A 19,693-nucleotide genomic window follows, 5' to 3' on the forward strand; every position below is an offset into this window, starting at 1 on the left:
TATGCTAAACTCCTAGAATAAGGGGCAACTATGAAAGATATAAAAGCCGTTATTTTTGATATGGATGGAACCATAATAGACACCGAACCTGTCCTGCTTGAGATTGTGCTGCAAGGTGTTGAATTTCTGGGCTTTAAGCCAAGCAAAGAATTCAGAAACAAACTCTCAAAATACAACGGGGTAAGGCTAATAAACAAAATGTTTTTGTTTGAAGAAGAGTTTGGCCCGTCATTTGATACCGAGGCTCTTTTTGATTATTATATGACCAATCGGATAGACATGTCTGTGAAAATAGGTATAAAAACAAAGCCCGGATTTTTTGAGCTTTTAAACTATCTTAAAAAAACCAAACTCAGGCTGGCACTCTGCACCAGCACTGAAGCGGAGCCGACTAATATCTTTTTAAATGCAGTGGGCATAGATAAAAACATTTTTGAAGTGATTGTCTGCGGCGAAGATGTTAAAAAAACTAAGCCGGACCCCGAAAGTTATTTGCTTACCTGCAAAAAATTGTGTGTAAAACCTAAAGAATGTATAGTTTTTGAAGACAGCGCAGTTGGAGCTATAGCCGCAAGTTCAGCCGGCTGTAACACAATAATGATACCCGAAAACCCGCCCTCCCAAGACATAAAAAGCAACTGCATAGCTATGTTTGATGATATGTTTCAAGCAAAAGAATATCTTCAAAAAGTTTTAAAATAACAAAGTGTATAGTGCCCTCAATTTCAAAGTATTAGCACAGGAACTAAAAAAAGCCCGCAGTTTTGCGGGCTTTTGTCTTTTTTCTCCCCCCTCCCATGACAATAAAATGAATAAAAAATTCTGCAGTCCGCAGCACAACCCAACAACTTGCAAATAATAAACTTCTGTATTAAAGCGGCATCAGTGCTAAATTTATTCGCTTACAAAATTTTGCTACGTTTACAAATTTAGCACTGATGCCGCCAGAAAGTATCAAGCATTAGTTAAGTGATAGAAACCTTCCTTTTCACTTTTTTGCCGTCTGCCCACACTTAATACCCTTGTCATCTCCCTTAAGATATGGCATAACCACCTTAGAAATATAGAGTGAATATTTATTTTGATTAATCATTTCTTTTTCCTCCTGCAACAATTATCACCCCTCAAACAAAGTTTATACAATAAATACTAAACAAGTCAGCCCAACTGCAATTGCAAGACTTCCACAAAACAATGAGAGTTATCCCCGATTTCACCACAAAGTAATTATAGTTGATTCATAAACACATGTCTGAAGCGGGGTTTTAAATAACAAAAAACAACAATCAAAATCGGTTGTTGTTTTTTTATTCTTGTCCTATTTCACACAAAGAATTGTCACAAGATTTTAACAGCACTTTTTCATCTCTTCCGCAAGTTTTTCAATAAGTATGTCTTTATCATCATTTTTTTCAAAAGCAACGCTATATTGTTCAGCAATTTCCTGAAGCTCTGACAAAGAACAGGTTTTCCAGCAATTAATAAATTGTTCCATAGTGGTAAGATTTTCACAACTATCCTTCATATTTATCCTCCTTACTTTAGTGATAGGATATGATATCAAATATCAACCTCTCTTGTCAACCCATTGACAAACTTCTGAGGTTTTTGATTCTCTTTTCCAATAGTGAAAGTTTGACTGCTTCCTCTGCCACCAATTTACACATTTAATTGATTATAAAATGTATGTTAATTATATTACTACATGCTCATTTTTCAAGTTCGAATTAGTTTTGTTTTATCCGACAAAATAATTGCTTTTTATATATAAAATAGGTATACTAACAATAACATTAATTTTTGGGGAGGTCTTTATGAAGCTGACAATTCTGGGAACAGGCTGCGCGTGGACAAAGAGAGGCTGCGCGAATTATCTTTTAGACAATAATATAGTAGTAGACCCAGGTTTTGGCAGCATCAAACAGTTGCTTAAAAGCGACGACCGTCTTATGCACCATGAAAAAATCGAGCGTATAGATCTGGTTATAATTACCCACTTTCATTCAGACCATTATTTTGACATTCCATATATCCTTCAAAAATGCGCTATCGGCAAATATGCCGACAGAAAGCTGACCATAATCGCCCCCGAAGGCGGAAAGAATAATATTATGGAGCTCTGCAGGCTGGGCCTTGAGCGTGAATCATATGAAAAAATAAAGTTCGACAGCTTTATTGAATGGCACGAGTGCCGTCACGGAGAGCCAATCAAATGGCATGACCTTGAAATCACCCCACTAAAAGTGGAACATGGCACCACACTTGCGTTTGGATATATCATAAAGCAGCCCAGCGGCAAGTTGCTTGGGTTTACGGGCGACACCTGTATGTGCGACAGCTACCAATATATGCTGGATAACTGCGACACTCTCGTTGCATGTATGAGCAACACCAAAAAAGAAAAGAAGCTGTTTAATATAGTTGAAGGCATCCAGATTATGAAGAAATACCGCGGTAAGTGCTGCATAATTCCAGCCCACATGACAAGTCAGGGATGGGATTATGCAAGAGAGCGCATTAGAGTTCCTCAGGACCTTGAAGCCTTTGACCTTGAAGTCGACCTTCCTTATGACTTTGAACTAAAAAACCCGCCACAAAAACCAACTAAACCCGCCAAAAACTTTAAGTTCAGCAAAAGCTTTGGCGACCTTAAGGGCACGCGAGTAGACCTTCACCTTCTTAAAGCCAACATGCGTGATGATTATAAGGGAGGACTGCCTGCATATCAATACGAAATCATTGACCGCACCACAAAAATGGTTATAGGCAATATGTTTCTTACAATAGGCTACAACCCATATGTATTAAACGGCGGTAGCGTATTTTTTGACATGGCAGACAATTATGGAAACCTTATGCTTGACACTATGCTCGCCGTCAAGAAAGTGGCACTGCATCACAGAATGGATAAAATTTATCTATCTATCCGCCCAGACAGCAATACCCGCAAACTCTGCGACGAGCTTGGAGCACATCTTGCCGAAATCAAAACCTTTGACGAAAACAACAAAGTATATATAAATAATTCCGATGACCCTGAACGATGCATATATATCTGGAAAATAAATTGAAAACAAAAAAAAGATACCTTAAAGGTGTCTTTTTAATTATCATTTTTATAATCAACAATTAAGTGTTGGCTGTTATTTTGTTGTCACTGTGCCCAAAGCCGCCCGTATCGCGCTCAGTCTTTGAAAGCTCAAAAATCTCTTCTATTTCAACGTCCAAAAGAGGCCCTATTGCTTTTGAAAACACTGCTTGAGCTACCTTGCTGCCTGCCGGCAAAGTTATGGTTTCATTGCCATGATTTGTTACCCAAACACCGGTGAGTGAAAACTTTTCGTCAAATTCATATATCTCTTCAGGCACATACAACCCAAGATTTATCGCATTGCCGCTACGCCCGCGCACACTCGCAATATTGCCCCTTTCTGCAAAAACAAACTCCCCCGATGTTTCTATAAACCCCTTTTTCTCCGGTGCAATTGCAATATCTTTAGCAGAAAAAATATCATAACCCGCAGCAAGTTTGCTTCCGTGGCTTCTTGTGTCAAATTTAATTGGATTTATATAAGGCGCCATTACAATCCATGCAATCATACCGCCCTGCTTTATATCTATCGCTTTTGACAAATTATTTTTAAGAATTACCCCAATTTCTCCGCGATAATCGGCATCAACTGTTCCGGGCTCATTTAACATAATACAATCATTCTTTATTCTCACAACTTTCATTTCAATTCCTTGCTCAAATTCACTGAATAATCCCGTCTTTATAATCGCACGCTGCCCGGAATCAAGGGTGATGTCAACATTGCTAAAAACCGCAAAAATATTATCCGATATTCTCTGAGGCATCTTTGCCCCATCTGCCAATTTTATTTTTAACCTTATTTTTCTTCTTTGTTTCAACCTTTTTTTCCTCTCTGCCTCTTTATAACATAAGTCCTTAATCAAACGCGCTTTCTAATTCCTTCCTCACTTTTATATTATACCATGACAACAGTCATTTTTCAATGGTTTTAATAATAAGCTTAAATATGATTGATGTATTTTAAATCACATATCGCTTCTAATTGATAATTCTTTATTATCATCTTGTGCATTCATTTTTAATTTAATACTCTCAAAAAGCTGCTGTGCCGCCCTTTCAAAAGCGCCCACCTCTTTTGTTATATAAATATCTATTATGTCACTGTATTTGCCGTTTTTTACGTCTTCAATCTCGGTTTTACCCAAACAGAGACGCAAACCGCTAGGGTCTCTGCCGTCATTATTTATGCGCGTTTTTAATACATCCAGCGAAGGCGGTAAAACATACACAACTATTACGTTGTGTTTGCCCAAAATATTTATTACGTTTGCTACTTCAAAAATAGAAAAATCATCAAATGCAAAATCTACCTCATCAAGGGCATTTAGAGCTAAATCCTTTCTTGCGCCCTACCTGACCCCGTTATTATTTGTTACATTATAATACAATCCCTGCCTTGCATTTTCATCAAATTCTTCTTCGGTTATACAATTCTTATCCTCGTTTTCAGTGCGTCTTTTACGTGTAGTATCGGGTGTCAGATATATTGCAGTCATACCTTTATTCGCCATAATCTGAATGATATGCCCTATCATCGTACTCTTACTCACACCCGAAGGACCGGTCACTAAAACAAGCTTTCCCTTTTGCTTTTCCATAAATAGATTATACAATAAACCAAACCAAAAGTAAAGATAAATAAAAAAAGACACCTGTCGTGAGTGACAGATGTCTTTTAAGTGACCATTCTTAATAGTTAAGTTTATGTGTGACCTTTTTTATACTCTTGTTGTCATTCAAGAGGTTTACACCTGTTGGATTGCTCCAACTTCGTCGACTTTCACTTCTCTTTAAAAGGAGGTGATCCAGCCGCACGTTCTCGTACGGCTGCCTTGTTATGACTTCATCCCAGTCGCTGGTATTACCTTAGGCAGTTGCCTCCCTTGCGGGTTAGCTCGCCGACTTTGGGTACTCCCAACTCCCATGACGTGACAGGCGGTGTGTACAAGACCCGAGAACGCATTCACCGCGACATGCTGATTCGCGATTACTAGCAACTCCGACTTCATGTGGGCGGGTTGCAGCCCACAATCTGAACTGAGACCGTCTTTTTGGGATTTGCTCCATGTTACCATATTGCATCTCTTTGTAACGGCCATTGTAGCACGTGTGTAGCCCAAGACGTAAGAGGCATGATGATTTGACATCATCCCCACCTTCCTCCGCGTTATCCACGGCAGTCCTGCTAGGGTGCCCAACTTAATGATGGCAACTAACAGTAAGGGTTGCGCTCGTTGCGGGACTTAACCCAACATCTCACGACACGAGCTGACGACAACCATGCACCATCTGTTTATATGTTATATTGCTATAATTTCACCTGTTTCCAGGCTATGCATACAATGTCAAGTCTTGGTAAGGTTTTTCGCGTAACGTCGAATTAAACCACATGCTCCGCTGCTTGTGCGGGTCCCCGTCAATTTCTTTGAGTTTTAATCTTGCGACCGTACTCCCCAGGCGGGATACTTAGCGCGTTAGCTACAACACGGAAGGAGTCGATACCTCCCACGTTTAGTATCCATCGTTTAGGGCGTGGACTACCAGGGTATCTAATCCTGTTTGCTCCCCACGCTTTCGAGCCTCAGCGTCAGTTACAGTCCAGTGAGCCGCCTTCGCCTCTGGTGTTCCTCCTAATATCTATGCATTTTACCGCTACACTAGGAATTCCACTCACCTCTCCTGCACTCGAGTCTAACAGTATCAAATGCAATTCCCCGGTTAAGCCGAGGGATTTCACATTTGACTTATCAAACCGCCTACGCTCTCTTTACGCCCAGTTATTCCGGACAACGCTTGCCCCCTACGTATTACCGCGGCTGCTGGCACGTAGTTAGCCGGGGCTTTCTCATTAGGTACCGTCGCTATCTTCTTCCCGAATAACAGAAGTTTACAATCCGAAGACCTTCTTCCTTCACGCGGCGTTGCTGGGTCAGAGTTTCCTCCATTGCCCAATATTCCTTACTGCTGCCTCCCGTAGGAGTCTGGACCGTATCTCAGTTCCAGTGTGGCCGATCACCCTCTCAGGCCGGCTAACCATCGTAGTCTTGGTAGGCCATTACCCTGCCAACTAACTAATGGTGCGCGAACTCATCTTTTAGCGGATTACTCCTTTCACCCCTACCCGATGCCGGGCTGTGGTCATATGCGGTATTAGCAACTATTTCTAGTTGTTGTCCCCCTCTAAAAGGCAGATTATTCACGTGTTACTCACCCGTCCGCCACTATGCTGGTCGCTGCACCAAACTACCTCTTTTGAGATAACTTGGTGCAGCAATCAACACCGTTCGACTTGCATGTATTAAGCACGCCGCCAGCGTTCGTCCTGAGCCAGAATCAAACTCTAATGTTAATTGTATAAAGACGCTTACGCGTAATTATCAACTAAATGTTTAATCCGCTCAACAAACTGTAAATTTAAACTGGCGTTTAAATAAAGTGTTTTGCTTGATTAATCAAAGAAATCTCAAGAAACATATTGTTTTTCAAATTGTTCTCAAAAAATCCTATAATAAACCTTAACTATTAAGTTGTAATGGTTCACGTCATCAACCGAAGCAAGTTCGGTAGTGACAATGCAAGAATATCATATAGGCCTTCCCTAGTCAACAACTTTTTTATTGTTTTTGACTGATTTTGAGGGATTTTCTGATTTTTGTCGAACACTAGCCCCCGTGTGTCACAAGTACTGCAACATAAATACAGCCTTTAATTGTCATTCCGGAGCCAAGCGATAGAATTTCAACCTATAAATAACTTATATCTTTTCCAAATCCTTAAAAGACTTTATAGTCATAATCAGCATCTTATGCTCTTCCTCACAATATTCCGGCGGATTTTCAAACATTTTTCTATATTCATCCACCAGCTCATCCTTATATATAATGTCAAGGTCTGTTGCCGCAACCTTAAATCCATCATTATTTCCGACAATCACACTATAGCCAAACCCGCAGCTTTCTTCAACACTGTGAGTCGTCAAAATAACATTATCGCCTATATCTTCGGTCTCAAAGCTTCTGAAGCCCGACAAAAGCTTGGTCTCACGCCCATCATAATCTATCTGCATAAGCACCAGCCCGCCAAAACTATCATTGAGGGTATAAAGATGAACTCCCTGTCTGGCTTTTGCCTTCTTCAGCGCCTGCGCTCTCATCCTTCTGTTGTCAGAAGCAATGCACTCATGCAGATAGTCCTTGCTATAATACTCTTTAAACAATTTTTCATCATATTCAGCTGCACGGGTTATATTACCCTTCATTTCGTTTGTTCCCCTTCAATAAATTTTAACAAAATTTCCAAGAATCTGTCTATGATATTATGGAATATTTCCTTCTTATGCGAATCTGTTATTTCAATTCTTATAAGTTTTGATATAAGCTCGCCTAAAAGTTTATGTATGTCTGAAATACTAAGGTCGCTGTGTATCTGCTCTATATTCTGCCCACATTCCCCCTGACAGAACTCACTAAGCAGTCTGACAGCCGCCTTTAAAAGGTTATAAAACTCCTTAAATCGGTTGTTTTTAATATACCTGAACCGGGCCCTTGCAGCCACACCCAAAAGCCTGCCGGCAAGCCTAATCACCTCTTCAAAAATAAGACTCTCGGTTTTTACAACAATCCTAACAAGCTGCTTATTATACTCCCGCGCAATTTCATCAAACCTATTTAAGTCCAGCGTTTCATCATTATATTTCATAATCCACCTATTGGTTATATATATGTCTTACCCCTACTATTTGATACAACTATGAAATATAATCCGCTATATTAATTTTAACACAACATTTGTAATTTAACAATAAAAAAGAGCCTAAAGCTCTCTTCGGCTCTCAATAGCACGCGTAAGCGTAACCTCATCAGCATATTCAAGGTCGCTTCCTATAGATATACCCTGAGCAAGCCGTGTGACCTTTATACCAAGAGGTTTCAGGATTTTTGCTATATACAGTGCCGTGGCCTCACCTTCAACGTCAGGGTTGGTTGCCACAATAACTTCTTTGGTTTCATTTTTACCCACACGAGTAAGCAACTCCTTTATACGGATATCATTGGGTGTTATTCCTTCAAGCGGGTTTATAACCCCATGTAAAACGTGATAAGAGCACTTCAGTCCCTTAACCTTTTCAAGAGCGGCAATGTCTTTAGGCTCTTTGACTACGCATATCTGAATGTGTTCACGTTGTTTACAAAGACTGCAAGTGTCATCCTCAGTAAAGTTTCCGCAAATAGCGCAAAATTTTATGCTGTGTTTAGCCTCCAGCAAAGCCTTACTGAGGTTATTCACTTCGTGGTCGCTGCTGTTAAGAATGCTATAAGCATATCTCTGAGCAGTTTTGGCTCCTACTCCCGGCAACATCATAAAAGCCCCTATCAATTTATCAAGCGATTTTGGATTCATAATATTATCCTTTTAAAAAACGGGAGCGGACAAATAGCGCAGTTTATCCACTTCTTAAAACATTTTGTTTTATGATTTAGTAAATTTTATTATATTATCTGCCACGAGTCGCCATTGTGGCTTAATAACAAAGGCAGCCTATAAAAATCCTTTATTTCTATTTTAAAACTAATTGGATTTTCACTTACAATAGAGCTAGTAATGGTAACATCCAAATATTTATCACCATAAACAGTTATATTATTATTTTTTGAAACTTTAAAACATTCCCCCGCCCATAGGTCCCATAACTTCCTGCTTCTTGGCGTCCGCCTTGTTTTGAGCGTCGTTTATGGCAGCGGTAATGAGGTCCTCCAGCATTTCAACATCGTCAGGGTCAACTGCCTCTTTCTTAATTCTCACCGCCTTAATCTCTTTGTTGCCGGTAATAACTACCTCAACCATCCCGCCGCTGCTGGAGCCAATTAGCTCCATCTCATCAAGTTCCTTTTGTTTTTTTGCCATCTCAGCCTGCATCTTCTGCGCCTGTCTCATCAGCTGCTGCATGTTTCCTCCGCCAAATCCACCACCAAATGCCATATTAAAATTCTCCTTTTTTTGCGGGATGGGATGCCCCATTGGCAGTGCCCCCCGCTGTCATTTTTGCGGTCTTTCTCCGCTCTTTGATTTTCTAATTAAATTCATGCCTTAGTCTTTTTTTTGGCGGATATCCGCCGCTACTCACTCTTCAACATCAAGCTTTTCCCCAAACTTCCGCTTCAGTTTCAAAGCATTTTCATCAGCCGTCTTATCCTCAACAAATTGCAAGCTCACAACAAGTCCCGGGTTAATCTGCTCAACCGTTTTTGTAAGAAGTGCAAAGTTCTCTTCTTTGACAATTATATTATATATGTATTCCGTCTCAATAAATACCCTAAGAATATTGCCCTCAAGCTGCGTTTTCCTTATGTCACCGCAAGCCGTGTGCAAAACCGGATATTTACTTTCCCTAAGCTTCAGTACCACCTTACCCCACAATGTTGCGGCACTCTGGTCGTTCTTAAATTCCTTCTTGGGTGGTGCATAATCCTCAGCAATCAGTTTTTTTTTAAGAGACTCGCGCATTCTAAGCACGCAATTTCTACCAAAACTCTGGGGTTTAGAGCATACTTCAGGTCATTTTCAATTTGGCTTAGCTTTGTCATATATTCAAGCAGCTTATTACTTTCAACCTTATTGGCCTGTTCACTCAGTTTTTCATAAATCTCAACAGGCTCACGCAGTATCCCCTTTGCGTCCTTACAGGTTTTTATGGTGAGAAGATTTCTAAAGTGCACCGTCAAATCTTTTGTCAAAACTATCAGATTTTTTCCCGCAAGATATGCCGCGTTTATTTCATCAAGCACAGCCCCGATATTGCCTTCTATTATATACCCCGCCAGATTGCTCACAATCTTTTTGTCACTGAGGCCCAAAACATTAAGTGTGGTTTCATAATCTATTCTGCCATCTGCAAACGCAGACACACAATCAGCTATCGACAACGTATCCCTCACGCTCCCCTCACCCGCCGTTGCAATTGCCTGAATAGAGTTTTGGTCACATTCAATTTTACTTTTTTCAAACACCTTTTTAAGCAGTGCCTCAAGTTTTTGATTGCTCACAAGTCTAAAGTCAAACCGCATACACCTTGAAAGTATCGTAGCAGGAAGTTTGTGCACTTCTGTTGTTGCCAAAATAAATATTGCGTGAGACGGGGGCTCCTCCAATGTTTTAAGCAGAGCGTTAAACGCGCTGTCGCTGAGCATGTGCACCTCGTCTATTATATATACTCTATACTTTCCGTGAATGGGGGGATACTTTACCTTTTCACGCAGTTCCCTTATGGCGTCAACACCGTTATTTGAGGCCGCATCAATTTCGAGTATGTCCACAGCTGTGTCGCTTTCAAGATTTTTGCATACTTGACATTTTCCGCAAGGGCTTCCTTTTTCGGGCTTCGCGCAGTTTATGGCTCTGCTGAATATTTTGGCACAGCTGGTCTTTCCTGTGCCTCTGGTGCCCGCAAACAAATAGGCGTGGCCCACTGCACCCCTTTCAATCTGGTTTATTAAGGTTTTAACTATGTGGTCCTGCCCAATCACGTCGTCAAACTTTTTGGGCCGAAACTCTCTGTATAACGCAAGCCGTGCCATATTTTCTCCGATTATTTAGGCAGATTTGCTATCGCTTTAAACAAATCTTCCTTAAATTTTGAAATGTCCATATCAACGCACACAAGCGCATTGGGTTTTTTGCTCTTAAAGTCAACTGCCACATGAGCAATCTCCTCTTTACCGATGCCTTTGACACGCTCCAGATTAATAAACGCCTTTTCGGTCTTTACAATTTCGGGGGCTACTACATACGCTACAGCCGTGCTGTCATGCGTAGCCGCACCAAAGTCGCCCATGTGCCTGTCTTTATATCCTTCGGTCATCTTAGCAAGTGCCTTACCCACAGTTCCGACCTTAGAAAGTCTTTTTATGTCAACGCTATCAAGAAAGGCAAAATGCCCCAGCTCCATCGGCACCATAACAAGCGGAACACCGCTACCCAAAACTATTTCAACCGCATCGGGGTCAAAGGCTATGTTAAATTCTTTATATGGCCTGCCGTATACAATTTCTTTGCTGCCGCCCATAAACACAATCTGCTTAATATACTTTTTTGCGTCTTTATACTTACTTAAAAGCAGCGCAATGTTTGTCATGGGAGCAATTGCTATAATAGTAGTCTTTTGGGCGCCGTTTTGTATGAGTTTTTTATAAATCACATCAGCCGCGTCGCCGTTAATGGGTTTAGCCTTTATGGTTTTGGGGTCATACTTATAACCGCAAAGCCCGACATCGTCCGCTTGATAAACACCCAGCTGAGTAGCATATCTGCTCTCTGCTTTCAAAGGCTTCGAGGCGCCCTTAACCACAGGTGTGGGGCGCTTCAAAAGGTCTGTTATATGAAGCGTATTGTTTAGAGTAACGCCTATTTCAGTGTTTCCGGCCGTAACGCTCAAAAGCTCAGTTCGTACCTTGTCACTGCCTATTGCATAGGCTATAGCAAAAGCGTCATCAACGCCCGGGTCAACATCCATTATAATCGGTATAGTCTGCTCGGTCTGAATCCTCAAAGGCTCTACAAGGTCAAAAAACGCTTCCTTAATACCTTTGGGGTTTATTGCGTGTACCACAGTACAGTTAGGCTTAGCTTTTTCATCAAAATAAGCAAGCCCCGGCCTTGAACTGTCAAATTCCAGCCAGCATTTTGCGCTGACACCTGCAAACAACTCGGGATACACTACATACATAAATGCAATCGGGTCATATATTTTGGATAGCTTTCCGCTGAAAATAGCGTCTTTAGAATACATTAAAGATGCCAGAAGCTCGCCCGTTTTGCTATGTTTGGTGAGAGCATTGATGGCACTGGGTGTAAACACAAGGTCATCGGCCGCCTGAATTGGCACAATATCAACATTAAGCCCTGAGTTTAAAACCACTTGCACGGCGTGTGGGTCGGCATAAAAGTTAAACTCCGCATACTGTGTGGCGTTGCCTTTTCCGTTAATGCTGCCGCCCATAAGCACAATCCTGTCTATTTTACTGAGTGCATCTTTGTGATACGTAATCAGATTGGCAATATTAGTAAGAGGCCCCAGACACAAAATGGTAACCTTTTCCTTGCTTTGCAAAAGCACTCTTCTTATAGCACCACTTGCCTCTTCTTCAATAGGGCTTCCCGTAAAGAGCCCGTCATATACGTAGTTCTTCAGACTTTCAATGGGTTTTATATCCGCCCCAATACCCTCAAATTTTTTGATAAGCGGCGACACCGCACCTTGCGCCACCTCAATATTTTTGTTAAATACCGACAAAATCCTCAGCGCGTTTTCAGTGGCTACCTTAATCGGTCTGTTGCTGCCCACGGTAGTGATAAGTCTTACCTGAACCTTGTCACAAAACAGAGCCATGGCAAGAGCTATGGCATCGTCACACCCCGGGTCACAGTCTATTATCATAGGTATTTTATTCATATCTTTTCTCCTCTCTTTCTCCTCACTATTACATATTATTTTATCACAAACCTCCCTAAAACACCAAATAAAATAAGGCACATTAAAGAGGTTTGCAGCAATTTTAAAAACAAAAATCCCACAAACACAGTTCCCTCTTCATATAATACTGCGTGTATAAAAAATTATCCGGCGGCATATCCCGCCTAAAAAAAACCATACCCAATTTTGCAATCGGCAAATCCGTCTGCGGTCAGGAGATTGTGTGCTTTAAGCTTGGCAGCGGAAGGCCAAAAATAATATTGCAATGCGCTATTCACGCAAGAGAATATATCACAAGCTTTATGGCCCTGAGGCATATCAGCTTTTTGTCAGATTTCAGGCTTAAAGGCACTATTTATTATATCCCATGCACCAACCCTGATGGGGTACGGCTGTGTTTAGACGGGATAAAATCCACCCCAAAAAAGTATCGTAATTTTCTTGTTAAAATAAACAAAGGTACCGACTTTAGACTTTTTAAAGCCAACATAAACGGGGTTGACCTCAATACCAATTTTGACGCAAAATGGGCACAGGGTGAACAAAACATAGGCAGAGCCGCACCCGCAAATTTTGTGGGTCGCCATCCAAACAGTGAACCCGAAACACAAGCTCTCATCAAATTCACCAATCAAATAAAACCCGATTTGACACTAAGCTATCACAGCAAGGGTGAAGTAATATATTACGGCTTTGATAAAAAAATAGACAACCTGTGTAGGTTTCTTTGCCGTAGGCAAAATCGGCACAGCAAAGAACAGGAATATCTTGACACAATCCATAAAATCACAGGTTATAAACTGATTAAAACCAAAAATAGCACCGGGGGCTATAAGGATTGGTGTTTATTTAGAAAAAATATCCAGTCATATACCATTGAAGTGGGCGAAGATATATTAAGTCACCCCATTCCTCTTGAAGAATTAAATGGTATATACGACAAAAATAAGTATCTGCCGCTTGCTTTGCTTGGTGTTTTGTTGTAAAATATATTTATGAACAAGTTTATGCAGGAGGCCCTGAAGCTGGCCGAAATTGCCCGCAAAAAAGATGAGGTGCCCGTGGGCGCCATAATCGTAAAAGACGGAAAAATAATAGCCAAGGGTTACAACAAAAGAGAGCGCAAACAAAATGCGCTCCTTCATGCTGAAATTGTTGCAATCAACAAGGCCTGCAAAAAGCTAAAAAGCTTCAGGCTGATTGACTGTGAGCTTTATGTCACTCTTGAACCCTGCCCTATGTGCGCAGGCGCCATAATCAATTCACGCATCGGCAAAGTATACTTCGGAGCCTACGACCAAAAGCGCGGCTGCGCCGGAAGCATATATAATCTGCTCAGCGACCCGCGCTTTAATCACAACCCAGAAGTCACAGGCGGCATAATAGAAGAGGAATGTGCAAAAATACTTACAACTTTTTTTGAAACAAAAAGATAAAAATTGCCGGCAATATTGCCGACAGTTTTTTATATAATAAAATTTTTAATATTAACCAAATACAGTTTCGGAAGCCCCATTTGAAGAATAAATAAGTTCAGATTGAATTTCAAATGCTTCATTCTGACCCATAGTATACTTGGTCAGTTCTTTAGTTTCAGTGTCAAAAGCTATGGCTGAGCCTTCGGTAACAACTTTGTCATATTCCAAATACAGTCTGTCAACTTCTTTCCTGTTTGCTTTCATCTGATCTTCGGTCAAGCCTTCTGACATAAACAATTCCGGCCGAGTTACCATTATCATCATAAGTGGAATTCCGCAAACATGCCCGCAAACAAACACATCCTTTCCTTCCTTTAGAGGCTGAACAATTATTTTATAAGCCTTACCTATTCTGTGCATAAATTGCGGAATGGGCTCGCTGCCGTATTTTGTCGGTGCCTGCGGATGCATAAGCATCTTAGCATTAACTTCGCCATCATTATAACCCTCCAGCTCACCTGTCAGCCTGCCCATATCCAATACATTAAGCTCTTCTAGTGTGTTAATCTCAACCTCATGCCCTTTATCACAAATAATATCACATGCAATTTGAGCAGCCTCTTGTGTACGTGTCTGAGGCGAAGCAAAAACTTTCAGATTTTTGGCTGTTGCGCCGAGTGCCAGCATAATACCTCCCGCACTGTATGACTGATATTTGCCTAAATCACTCAGGTTATACATGTTTTTAAACCGCTCATAAAGACTATCCCTAAAAACCTCTTCTCTGCCCTGTAATCGTCTGGCATCAACCTTGCCTTCGTGCGCCGGCGTACTTCCGTGTCTTAAAAAATAAATAAACGGCATCTCTTTTCTCCCTAAACAACACAGTATTTAACATTGTATGACCCATTATACCCCCCCCCCGAACGTTTTGTCAATACTTTTTTAAAAACAACATTCTTAACAACAAAAAAAACAACTCAGCCTTTTCATGCTGAATTGTTAATATTAAATCTTCCCACCTTATATTCAGTGTCCAAAACCCTCTATCAGCATCTTATCGGCCACAAGAGCTATAAACTCTCCGTTGGTCGGTTTTTCGTTGCTGTTATAAACCTTTATGCCAAAAAGATTATTGATATTTTCTATCTTTCCTCTGTTCCATGCCACTTCTATAGCGTGCCTAATAGCTCGCTCAACCTTGCTTGCGCTGGTTTCAAACCTGCCCGCAATCGAAGGGTAAAGCTGTTTGGTTATCGAATTGATTATCTCTGGGTTGTCAATAGCCATTTTTATGGCTTCTCTTAAAAACTGATAGCCCTTTATGTGCGCCGGAATTCCCACCGTTATAAATATATTGCTTAGCTTCTCGTCAAGCGTGCGCACCTTTAGTTTAATTAAAGTTGTGCTGCTAATAGAACTATCTTCATCACAAAATTCTTTAATCCGCTTATGCAGCACCTCGTTTTTGACCGGTTTCATCATATAATAACTTGCCCCGAGACTCAGCGCCTTTGCAGCAAAGCCCTCTTGACTTAACGAACTCAACGCTATCATCTTGGGCTTTACGCTCATTTTCTGCACCCTCTCCAAAAGCTCAAAGCCGTCAATGCTGCCCAAAACTATATCAAACACCACAACTTTAGGTTGCAACCTTTCTATCCTTTCAAGCGCTTCAAGCCCATCACCTGCCACTGCCACAACCTCAAATTCACCTGTTTCGTTAAAATACTCCGTCAGCTCTTCCTGCATTGTCTTATTACCTTCAACTATAATCATGCTATACATACTACCGTTTTTCATAATTATCTCCTTTCTTTTTTGTGCTCTCTGCACCGGTATCTGGAGTTTAACACAGAACTTTTGCGTTACAAAACTAAAACTTTGCATTTTTATATCATAAACATGCAACTTTCGCCAGCTTGTGTATAAAAATGTCGAAACTAATCTTTTTGCGACTGTTTTTTCTGGATATTACGCTTTAAACACCAAAAAACCAATATCATGTAAAATCAAAGGCGACAGTTTGCTTTTTATTAAAACAAATCTCTCCTCACAAGCACAGATAAAATGACGCCTTTAAAACAAAAAAAGAGCCCGCAGACCCTTTTCTTTTACTTTTTTTTGCTGCCAAGCTTTGCAAAACAAAAACAAAGCAGAACAAAATTAAATATAACTAATAACGCAAGCCATAATACCATATCTTCTCCTGATATCTGTTAAAGAGTTTGAGCAAAGCTATCCATATCGTAAGCTGCCATATCCGCAATAGCCCGATTTGCTGCTTTCATATTTGAATAAACCTCAACTCCGCCCTGCTCAAAGGTTATCTGACCGTTTTGTATGTTGTCAAGGTTCATATTTATCTGGTCAGGCGGAGCCGAATTGCCATTGGCCAGAGTGCTGCCATCATTAAAGGTCGCGCTCACAAATCCGGTTAATGGGTCCTTCTTCAGCGAAATTGCGCCGTCTTTCGTAGAGTAATTATCAATAGTGCCGGGGTCCACATCATAAATGTTTCCGTTAAACATAATTCTTATTCCGCCGTCCTCTCGCGCACCTATTCTGGGGATTGTATTTGTGGCAAACGGTATCTTAGTAAAGTTGTTGCTTATCTCAACGCCTCTGTCTACAATCTGCTGAAGTCCATTAAGATAACTTGCATAACGGCTGTCAGGAATACCCATTTCAGCCAAAAACTTTTTGTTATATTCTTCCAAAAGCCCCCTGTGATTTTCGGCATTCTGCATGCTTGAAGCAAGCTTAATCACGTTTTGCATATATACTTTAAGCGAACCCTGACGGTCAGCCGGATTAACATTTTTCAAACAATCATCCAGCCAGCAGGTTGCAACAACATTTTGAAGCTCCTTATACTTATCCCCGTTTATGCTGTGAGCGGCATCCTGTTTTACTGCATTTCCGTCAAAAAACTCTTCACACAGTCCGTCAAACTCGTCAGCCCTTTTTCCGAGCAATCCATAAAGCGAAGTCAGGTTTCTCTGTAAAAACTCGCCGTCTACACTGCGCATACCCAGCTTTTCTGAAAACAACTCATAAAGCCCCACAGCCATCTCAACCTGAGCCGAATATGTCCCCTCACCTTCACTCAGCGGATATATCTTTCGTGCCATAGCTTCAGTAAAGCCTTCTTTGAGCATTTTGTTGTTTATCCAATCTCTTATCCTGATATATTGCGGTTTACCGCCTACCCCTAAGCGCATTGCCACACCGGGCTGTGCGATTGTATACTTCTGTCCTCCCAATGTGATTGTTGAATTACCCAGCGTAATGGCATGAATAAACTCATGACATAAAATCTTTTCAGCCTCGGTGTCAGGTGTGGGCGGCAGCAGTTTGTCCGGCCTGATTTTTATGTGAACGCCGCCCCTTTCATCACCATAATGCTCACCCAAAACATTAGCACTGCCTCCGTAACCTACTTCAAATACAAGCTTTCTTTTCATGTGTTCTACAATTTCGTTATAATCAACGCCATTATAAAGCCCCGTCTTTTCAAAATAGGCGTCAACGCGCTTAAGCATATTTTTGACGAGTTCTTCATACTTCCCGCCAACAATAGCGTCAAATCTCAAATTCTTATTCAGCCCTAAAAATGCTCCCATAAACCCTCCATTTCAGCCTATCTTTTCATTGTATATTATATCTCTTTTAAGCTTTTTTGTCAATATTCAATCAATACCGAAATTCCTACTCCCCTTTCCGCTTCCTCTCTCCATAGACAGGTGTATACGTATCACTGAACAATTCTGCAAACATTAACAGTCCCCTTTTCACTAAAGTAGCAGAATGATGCGGTCACGAATATTTTCCTTTTCTTTTTTAGAGGCTATGGTTGTATTAGTCCTGAACGATTCTGCAGACACCACAGGTGTCGAAGCCTTAGTTAAAGACTACTGTATACCATAGCCTTACACATTTCCGAAGCCCTGGTTAAGTGATAAGTATATACCTCTTTTAATTGACTTTAACCCTTCTGTATAGTAAAATGTTTAGGATTTTAAAAAATCAGAGGTAATCTTTATGAAAAATATAATACTTACGGGCGACAGACCCACCGGAAAGCTTCATATAGGCCACTTTGTGGGGTCTCTTAGAAACCGCGTTGAAATGCAGAACAACGGTAACTATGACAAAATGTATGTCATGATAGCCGACGCTCAGGCGCTGACCGACAATTTCGGAAACATCCAAAAAGTGCGTGACAACATAATTGAAGTGGCACTAGACTATCTGTCCGTGGGTCTTGACCCCAAAAAGGTCACTATTTTTATTCAGTCAATGGTGCCGCAGCTGACGGAATTTACTTTCTATTATATGAACTTGGTAACCTTGTCAAGGCTTCAGCGCAACCCTACCGTTAAAACTGAAATAGCGCAAAAAAACTTTGGGCAAAGTGTGCCCGTAGGTTTTCTCACCCACCCCATCAGTCAGGCGGCGGATATCACAGCATTTGACGCCAACCTTGTGCCCGTGGGCGAAGACCAAGAACCTCTGGTTGAACAGGCACGCGAAATTGTGCGTAAGTTTAATGAAATATACGGCCCTACTCTTGTCGAACCTGAAGCAATTCTGCCCAAAAACAAAATATGCCGCAGATTTCCGGGCATTGACGGAAACGCCAAAATGGGCAAATCTCTGGGCAATGCAATCTATCTGAGCGACGAACCCGAAGCTGTTGCCGAAAAGATAAAACAAATGTATACTGACCCCAACCACATAAAGGTTAGCGACCCGGGTAGCGTTAAGGGCAATATAGTGTTTATCTATCTTGATGCCTTCTGCACCGATGAGCACTTCAAAAAATATCTGTCCGGTTATAAAAATCTTGACGAATTAAAAGCATATTATAAAAAAGGCGGCCTGGGAGATGTGACCATCAAAAAGTTTTTGGGCGAGATTTTGAACGAAGTCCTGACGCCCATACGCGAAAAACGCAAGGAGCTTAGCAAAGACAAAAACAAAATCCTTGAAATGCTAAAACAGGGCTCGCTTGAAGCCGAAAAAGTTGCTGCAAAGAATCTCACCCGCCTGAAGAACGCCATGGGCATAAATTATTTTGAAGAAAATAAATTATAAAATCAAATACAAAAAAGAGACATAGTCTCTTTATACAACATCTTTATTTATCCATGTTATGCCGCACGGAAGCTTGAATATAAGAGGCATAAATATAAACAGCACAATAGGAACCAGAATTATTGTCATCACACTGCTGTCAAGCCCCAGCCATACACCCAAAAACGCAAACGGAACACAAAGTATACCAATTTCAATAGCTGATAAAATTAGAATAAGCCACCAATACGACCTGAATTTTTCTGCCCTTTCAGGAATTCGTTCCTCCCTTGGCTTTTTATTGAGCCAAAAATTCACTTTCATCCACTCTTCGGCGGCATCCATATTTTTAATTTCAAGCCCTCTATAATTTTTGAGTATATGAAAATTTTTTGGGTTGAGCGCAATCGTAATTGTTGTCCCATCCTTTTTTGATACCAGCAAACCTGCACACTCTTAAATAATCAAATTTTTATTGCAATAAAACATAATATGTGCTATGATATGAAACACAGGCGGCCGGAAGTTTTTCGGCCACCCAAATTTTGCGGCCATGGCGGAATGGTAGACGCGTACGTTTGAGGGGCGTATGAGGTAACTCGTGCTGGTTCAAGTCCAGTTGGCCGCACCATT

Annotated in this window: 20 protein-coding genes, 1 tRNA gene and 1 rRNA gene; 6 read left to right on the forward strand and 16 right to left on the reverse strand. The window is 41.0% G+C overall.

The features are described from left to right. The first annotated feature begins 30 nt into the window (after positions 1-30). Positions 31-702, forward strand: coding sequence for an HAD family phosphatase (locus tag LBN07_00420; protein ID MDR0849935.1), 672 nt, complete (start codon positions 31-33; stop codon positions 700-702). A 646-nt stretch (positions 703-1,348) separates the two neighbouring features. Here the strand turns inward: LBN07_00420 and LBN07_00425 are convergent. Further along, positions 1,349-1,525: a hypothetical protein gene (locus LBN07_00425; protein ID MDR0849936.1), complete on the reverse strand. Its 177-nt coding sequence runs from the start codon at positions 1,523-1,525 to the stop codon at positions 1,349-1,351. A gap of 289 nt (positions 1,526-1,814) precedes the next feature. Here LBN07_00425 and LBN07_00430 point away from each other — a divergent pair, with 289 nt between their 5' ends. After that, a complete protein-coding gene (locus LBN07_00430) occupies positions 1,815-3,071 on the forward strand; it encodes an MBL fold metallo-hydrolase (protein MDR0849937.1) in 1,257 nt (418 codons plus the stop codon). Between the two features lie 58 nt (positions 3,072-3,129). Here LBN07_00430 and LBN07_00435 read toward each other — a convergent pair whose 3' ends face one another. The 11 genes from LBN07_00435 to LBN07_00485 form a co-directional block, all read right to left on the reverse strand. Then, on the reverse strand, positions 3,130-3,858 hold the full coding sequence (locus LBN07_00435; protein ID MDR0849938.1) for a hypothetical protein: 729 nt from the start codon (positions 3,856-3,858) through the stop codon (positions 3,130-3,132). A 201-nt stretch (positions 3,859-4,059) separates the two neighbouring features. Continuing rightward, the gene (locus LBN07_00440; GenBank protein MDR0849939.1) at positions 4,060-4,347 is read right to left on the reverse strand and encodes a hypothetical protein; all 288 of its coding nucleotides are present in this window, start codon (positions 4,345-4,347) and stop codon (positions 4,060-4,062) included. Positions 4,348-4,443: 96 nt separating this feature from the next. Continuing rightward, positions 4,444-4,692 carry a hypothetical protein gene (locus LBN07_00445; GenBank protein ID MDR0849940.1) on the reverse strand — a complete coding sequence of 83 codons (249 nt, stop codon included), beginning with the start codon at positions 4,690-4,692 and terminating at the stop codon, positions 4,444-4,446. Between the two features lie 195 nt (positions 4,693-4,887). Further along, positions 4,888-6,443, reverse strand: a 16S ribosomal RNA gene (locus tag LBN07_00450). 405 nt (positions 6,444-6,848) lie between these two features. Next, a complete protein-coding gene (locus LBN07_00455) occupies positions 6,849-7,352 on the reverse strand; it encodes a hypothetical protein (GenBank protein MDR0849941.1) in 504 nt (167 codons plus the stop codon). After that, entirely contained in the window at positions 7,349-7,792 is a 444-nt protein-coding gene (locus LBN07_00460; protein ID MDR0849942.1) for a hypothetical protein, read from the reverse strand. The genes LBN07_00455 and LBN07_00460 overlap by 4 nt, the downstream gene beginning before the upstream one ends. A gap of 114 nt (positions 7,793-7,906) precedes the next feature. After that, positions 7,907-8,497 (reverse strand): recombination mediator RecR, encoded by a 591-nt coding sequence (gene recR, locus LBN07_00465; protein ID MDR0849943.1) that lies wholly within the window; start codon positions 8,495-8,497, stop codon positions 7,907-7,909. A 255-nt stretch (positions 8,498-8,752) separates the two neighbouring features. Further along, positions 8,753-9,073 carry a YbaB/EbfC family nucleoid-associated protein gene (locus LBN07_00470; GenBank protein ID MDR0849944.1) on the reverse strand — a complete coding sequence of 107 codons (321 nt, stop codon included), beginning with the start codon at positions 9,071-9,073 and terminating at the stop codon, positions 8,753-8,755. 141 nt (positions 9,074-9,214) lie between these two features. After that, a complete protein-coding gene (locus tag LBN07_00475) occupies positions 9,215-9,598 on the reverse strand; it encodes a hypothetical protein (GenBank protein ID MDR0849945.1) in 384 nt (127 codons plus the stop codon). Further along, the gene (gene dnaX, locus LBN07_00480) at positions 9,571-10,668 is read right to left on the reverse strand and encodes a DNA polymerase III subunit gamma/tau (protein ID MDR0849946.1); all 1,098 of its coding nucleotides are present in this window, start codon (positions 10,666-10,668) and stop codon (positions 9,571-9,573) included. The genes LBN07_00475 and dnaX overlap by 28 nt, the downstream gene beginning before the upstream one ends. An 11-nt stretch (positions 10,669-10,679) precedes the next feature. Beyond that, complete coding sequence (locus tag LBN07_00485) at positions 10,680-12,542, reverse strand: nucleoside hydrolase (protein ID MDR0849947.1); 1,863 nt, start codon at positions 12,540-12,542, stop codon at positions 10,680-10,682. A 152-nt stretch (positions 12,543-12,694) separates the two neighbouring features. Between LBN07_00485 and LBN07_00490 the strand changes: the two genes are divergently transcribed. Continuing rightward, complete coding sequence (locus LBN07_00490) at positions 12,695-13,549, forward strand: hypothetical protein (GenBank protein ID MDR0849948.1); 855 nt, start codon at positions 12,695-12,697, stop codon at positions 13,547-13,549. A 9-nt stretch (positions 13,550-13,558) separates the two neighbouring features. Further along, entirely contained in the window at positions 13,559-13,999 is a 441-nt protein-coding gene (tadA, locus tag LBN07_00495) for a tRNA adenosine(34) deaminase TadA (GenBank protein ID MDR0849949.1), read from the forward strand. Positions 14,000-14,050: 51 nt separating this feature from the next. Here tadA and LBN07_00500 read toward each other — a convergent pair whose 3' ends face one another. The 3 genes from LBN07_00500 to LBN07_00510 form a co-directional block, all read right to left on the reverse strand. Continuing rightward, complete coding sequence (locus LBN07_00500) at positions 14,051-14,845, reverse strand: histidine phosphatase family protein (protein MDR0849950.1); 795 nt, start codon at positions 14,843-14,845, stop codon at positions 14,051-14,053. Between the two features lie 165 nt (positions 14,846-15,010). Further along, the gene (gene spo0A / locus LBN07_00505; GenBank protein ID MDR0849951.1) at positions 15,011-15,784 is read right to left on the reverse strand and encodes a sporulation transcription factor Spo0A; all 774 of its coding nucleotides are present in this window, start codon (positions 15,782-15,784) and stop codon (positions 15,011-15,013) included. A 416-nt stretch (positions 15,785-16,200) separates the two neighbouring features. Next, on the reverse strand, positions 16,201-17,607 hold the full coding sequence (locus tag LBN07_00510; GenBank protein ID MDR0849952.1) for a hypothetical protein: 1,407 nt from the start codon (positions 17,605-17,607) through the stop codon (positions 16,201-16,203). Between the two features lie 418 nt (positions 17,608-18,025). On the opposite strand from LBN07_00510, the gene trpS reads away from it, so the two are divergent. Then, positions 18,026-19,081, forward strand: coding sequence for a tryptophan--tRNA ligase (gene trpS, locus LBN07_00515; GenBank protein MDR0849953.1), 1,056 nt, complete (start codon positions 18,026-18,028; stop codon positions 19,079-19,081). 30 nt (positions 19,082-19,111) lie between these two features. Here the strand turns inward: trpS and LBN07_00520 are convergent, their stop codons facing one another. Then, positions 19,112-19,504 (reverse strand): hypothetical protein, encoded by a 393-nt coding sequence (locus tag LBN07_00520; protein ID MDR0849954.1) that lies wholly within the window; start codon positions 19,502-19,504, stop codon positions 19,112-19,114. A gap of 103 nt (positions 19,505-19,607) precedes the next feature. Here LBN07_00520 and LBN07_00525 point away from each other — a divergent pair. Then, a tRNA-Leu gene (locus LBN07_00525) sits at positions 19,608-19,691 on the forward strand. Positions 19,692-19,693: the final 2 nt, after the last annotated feature.

The organism is Christensenellaceae bacterium (assembly GCA_031260975.1).
Taxonomy (GTDB): Bacteria; Bacillota; Clostridia; order Christensenellales; family UBA1242; genus JAISKJ01.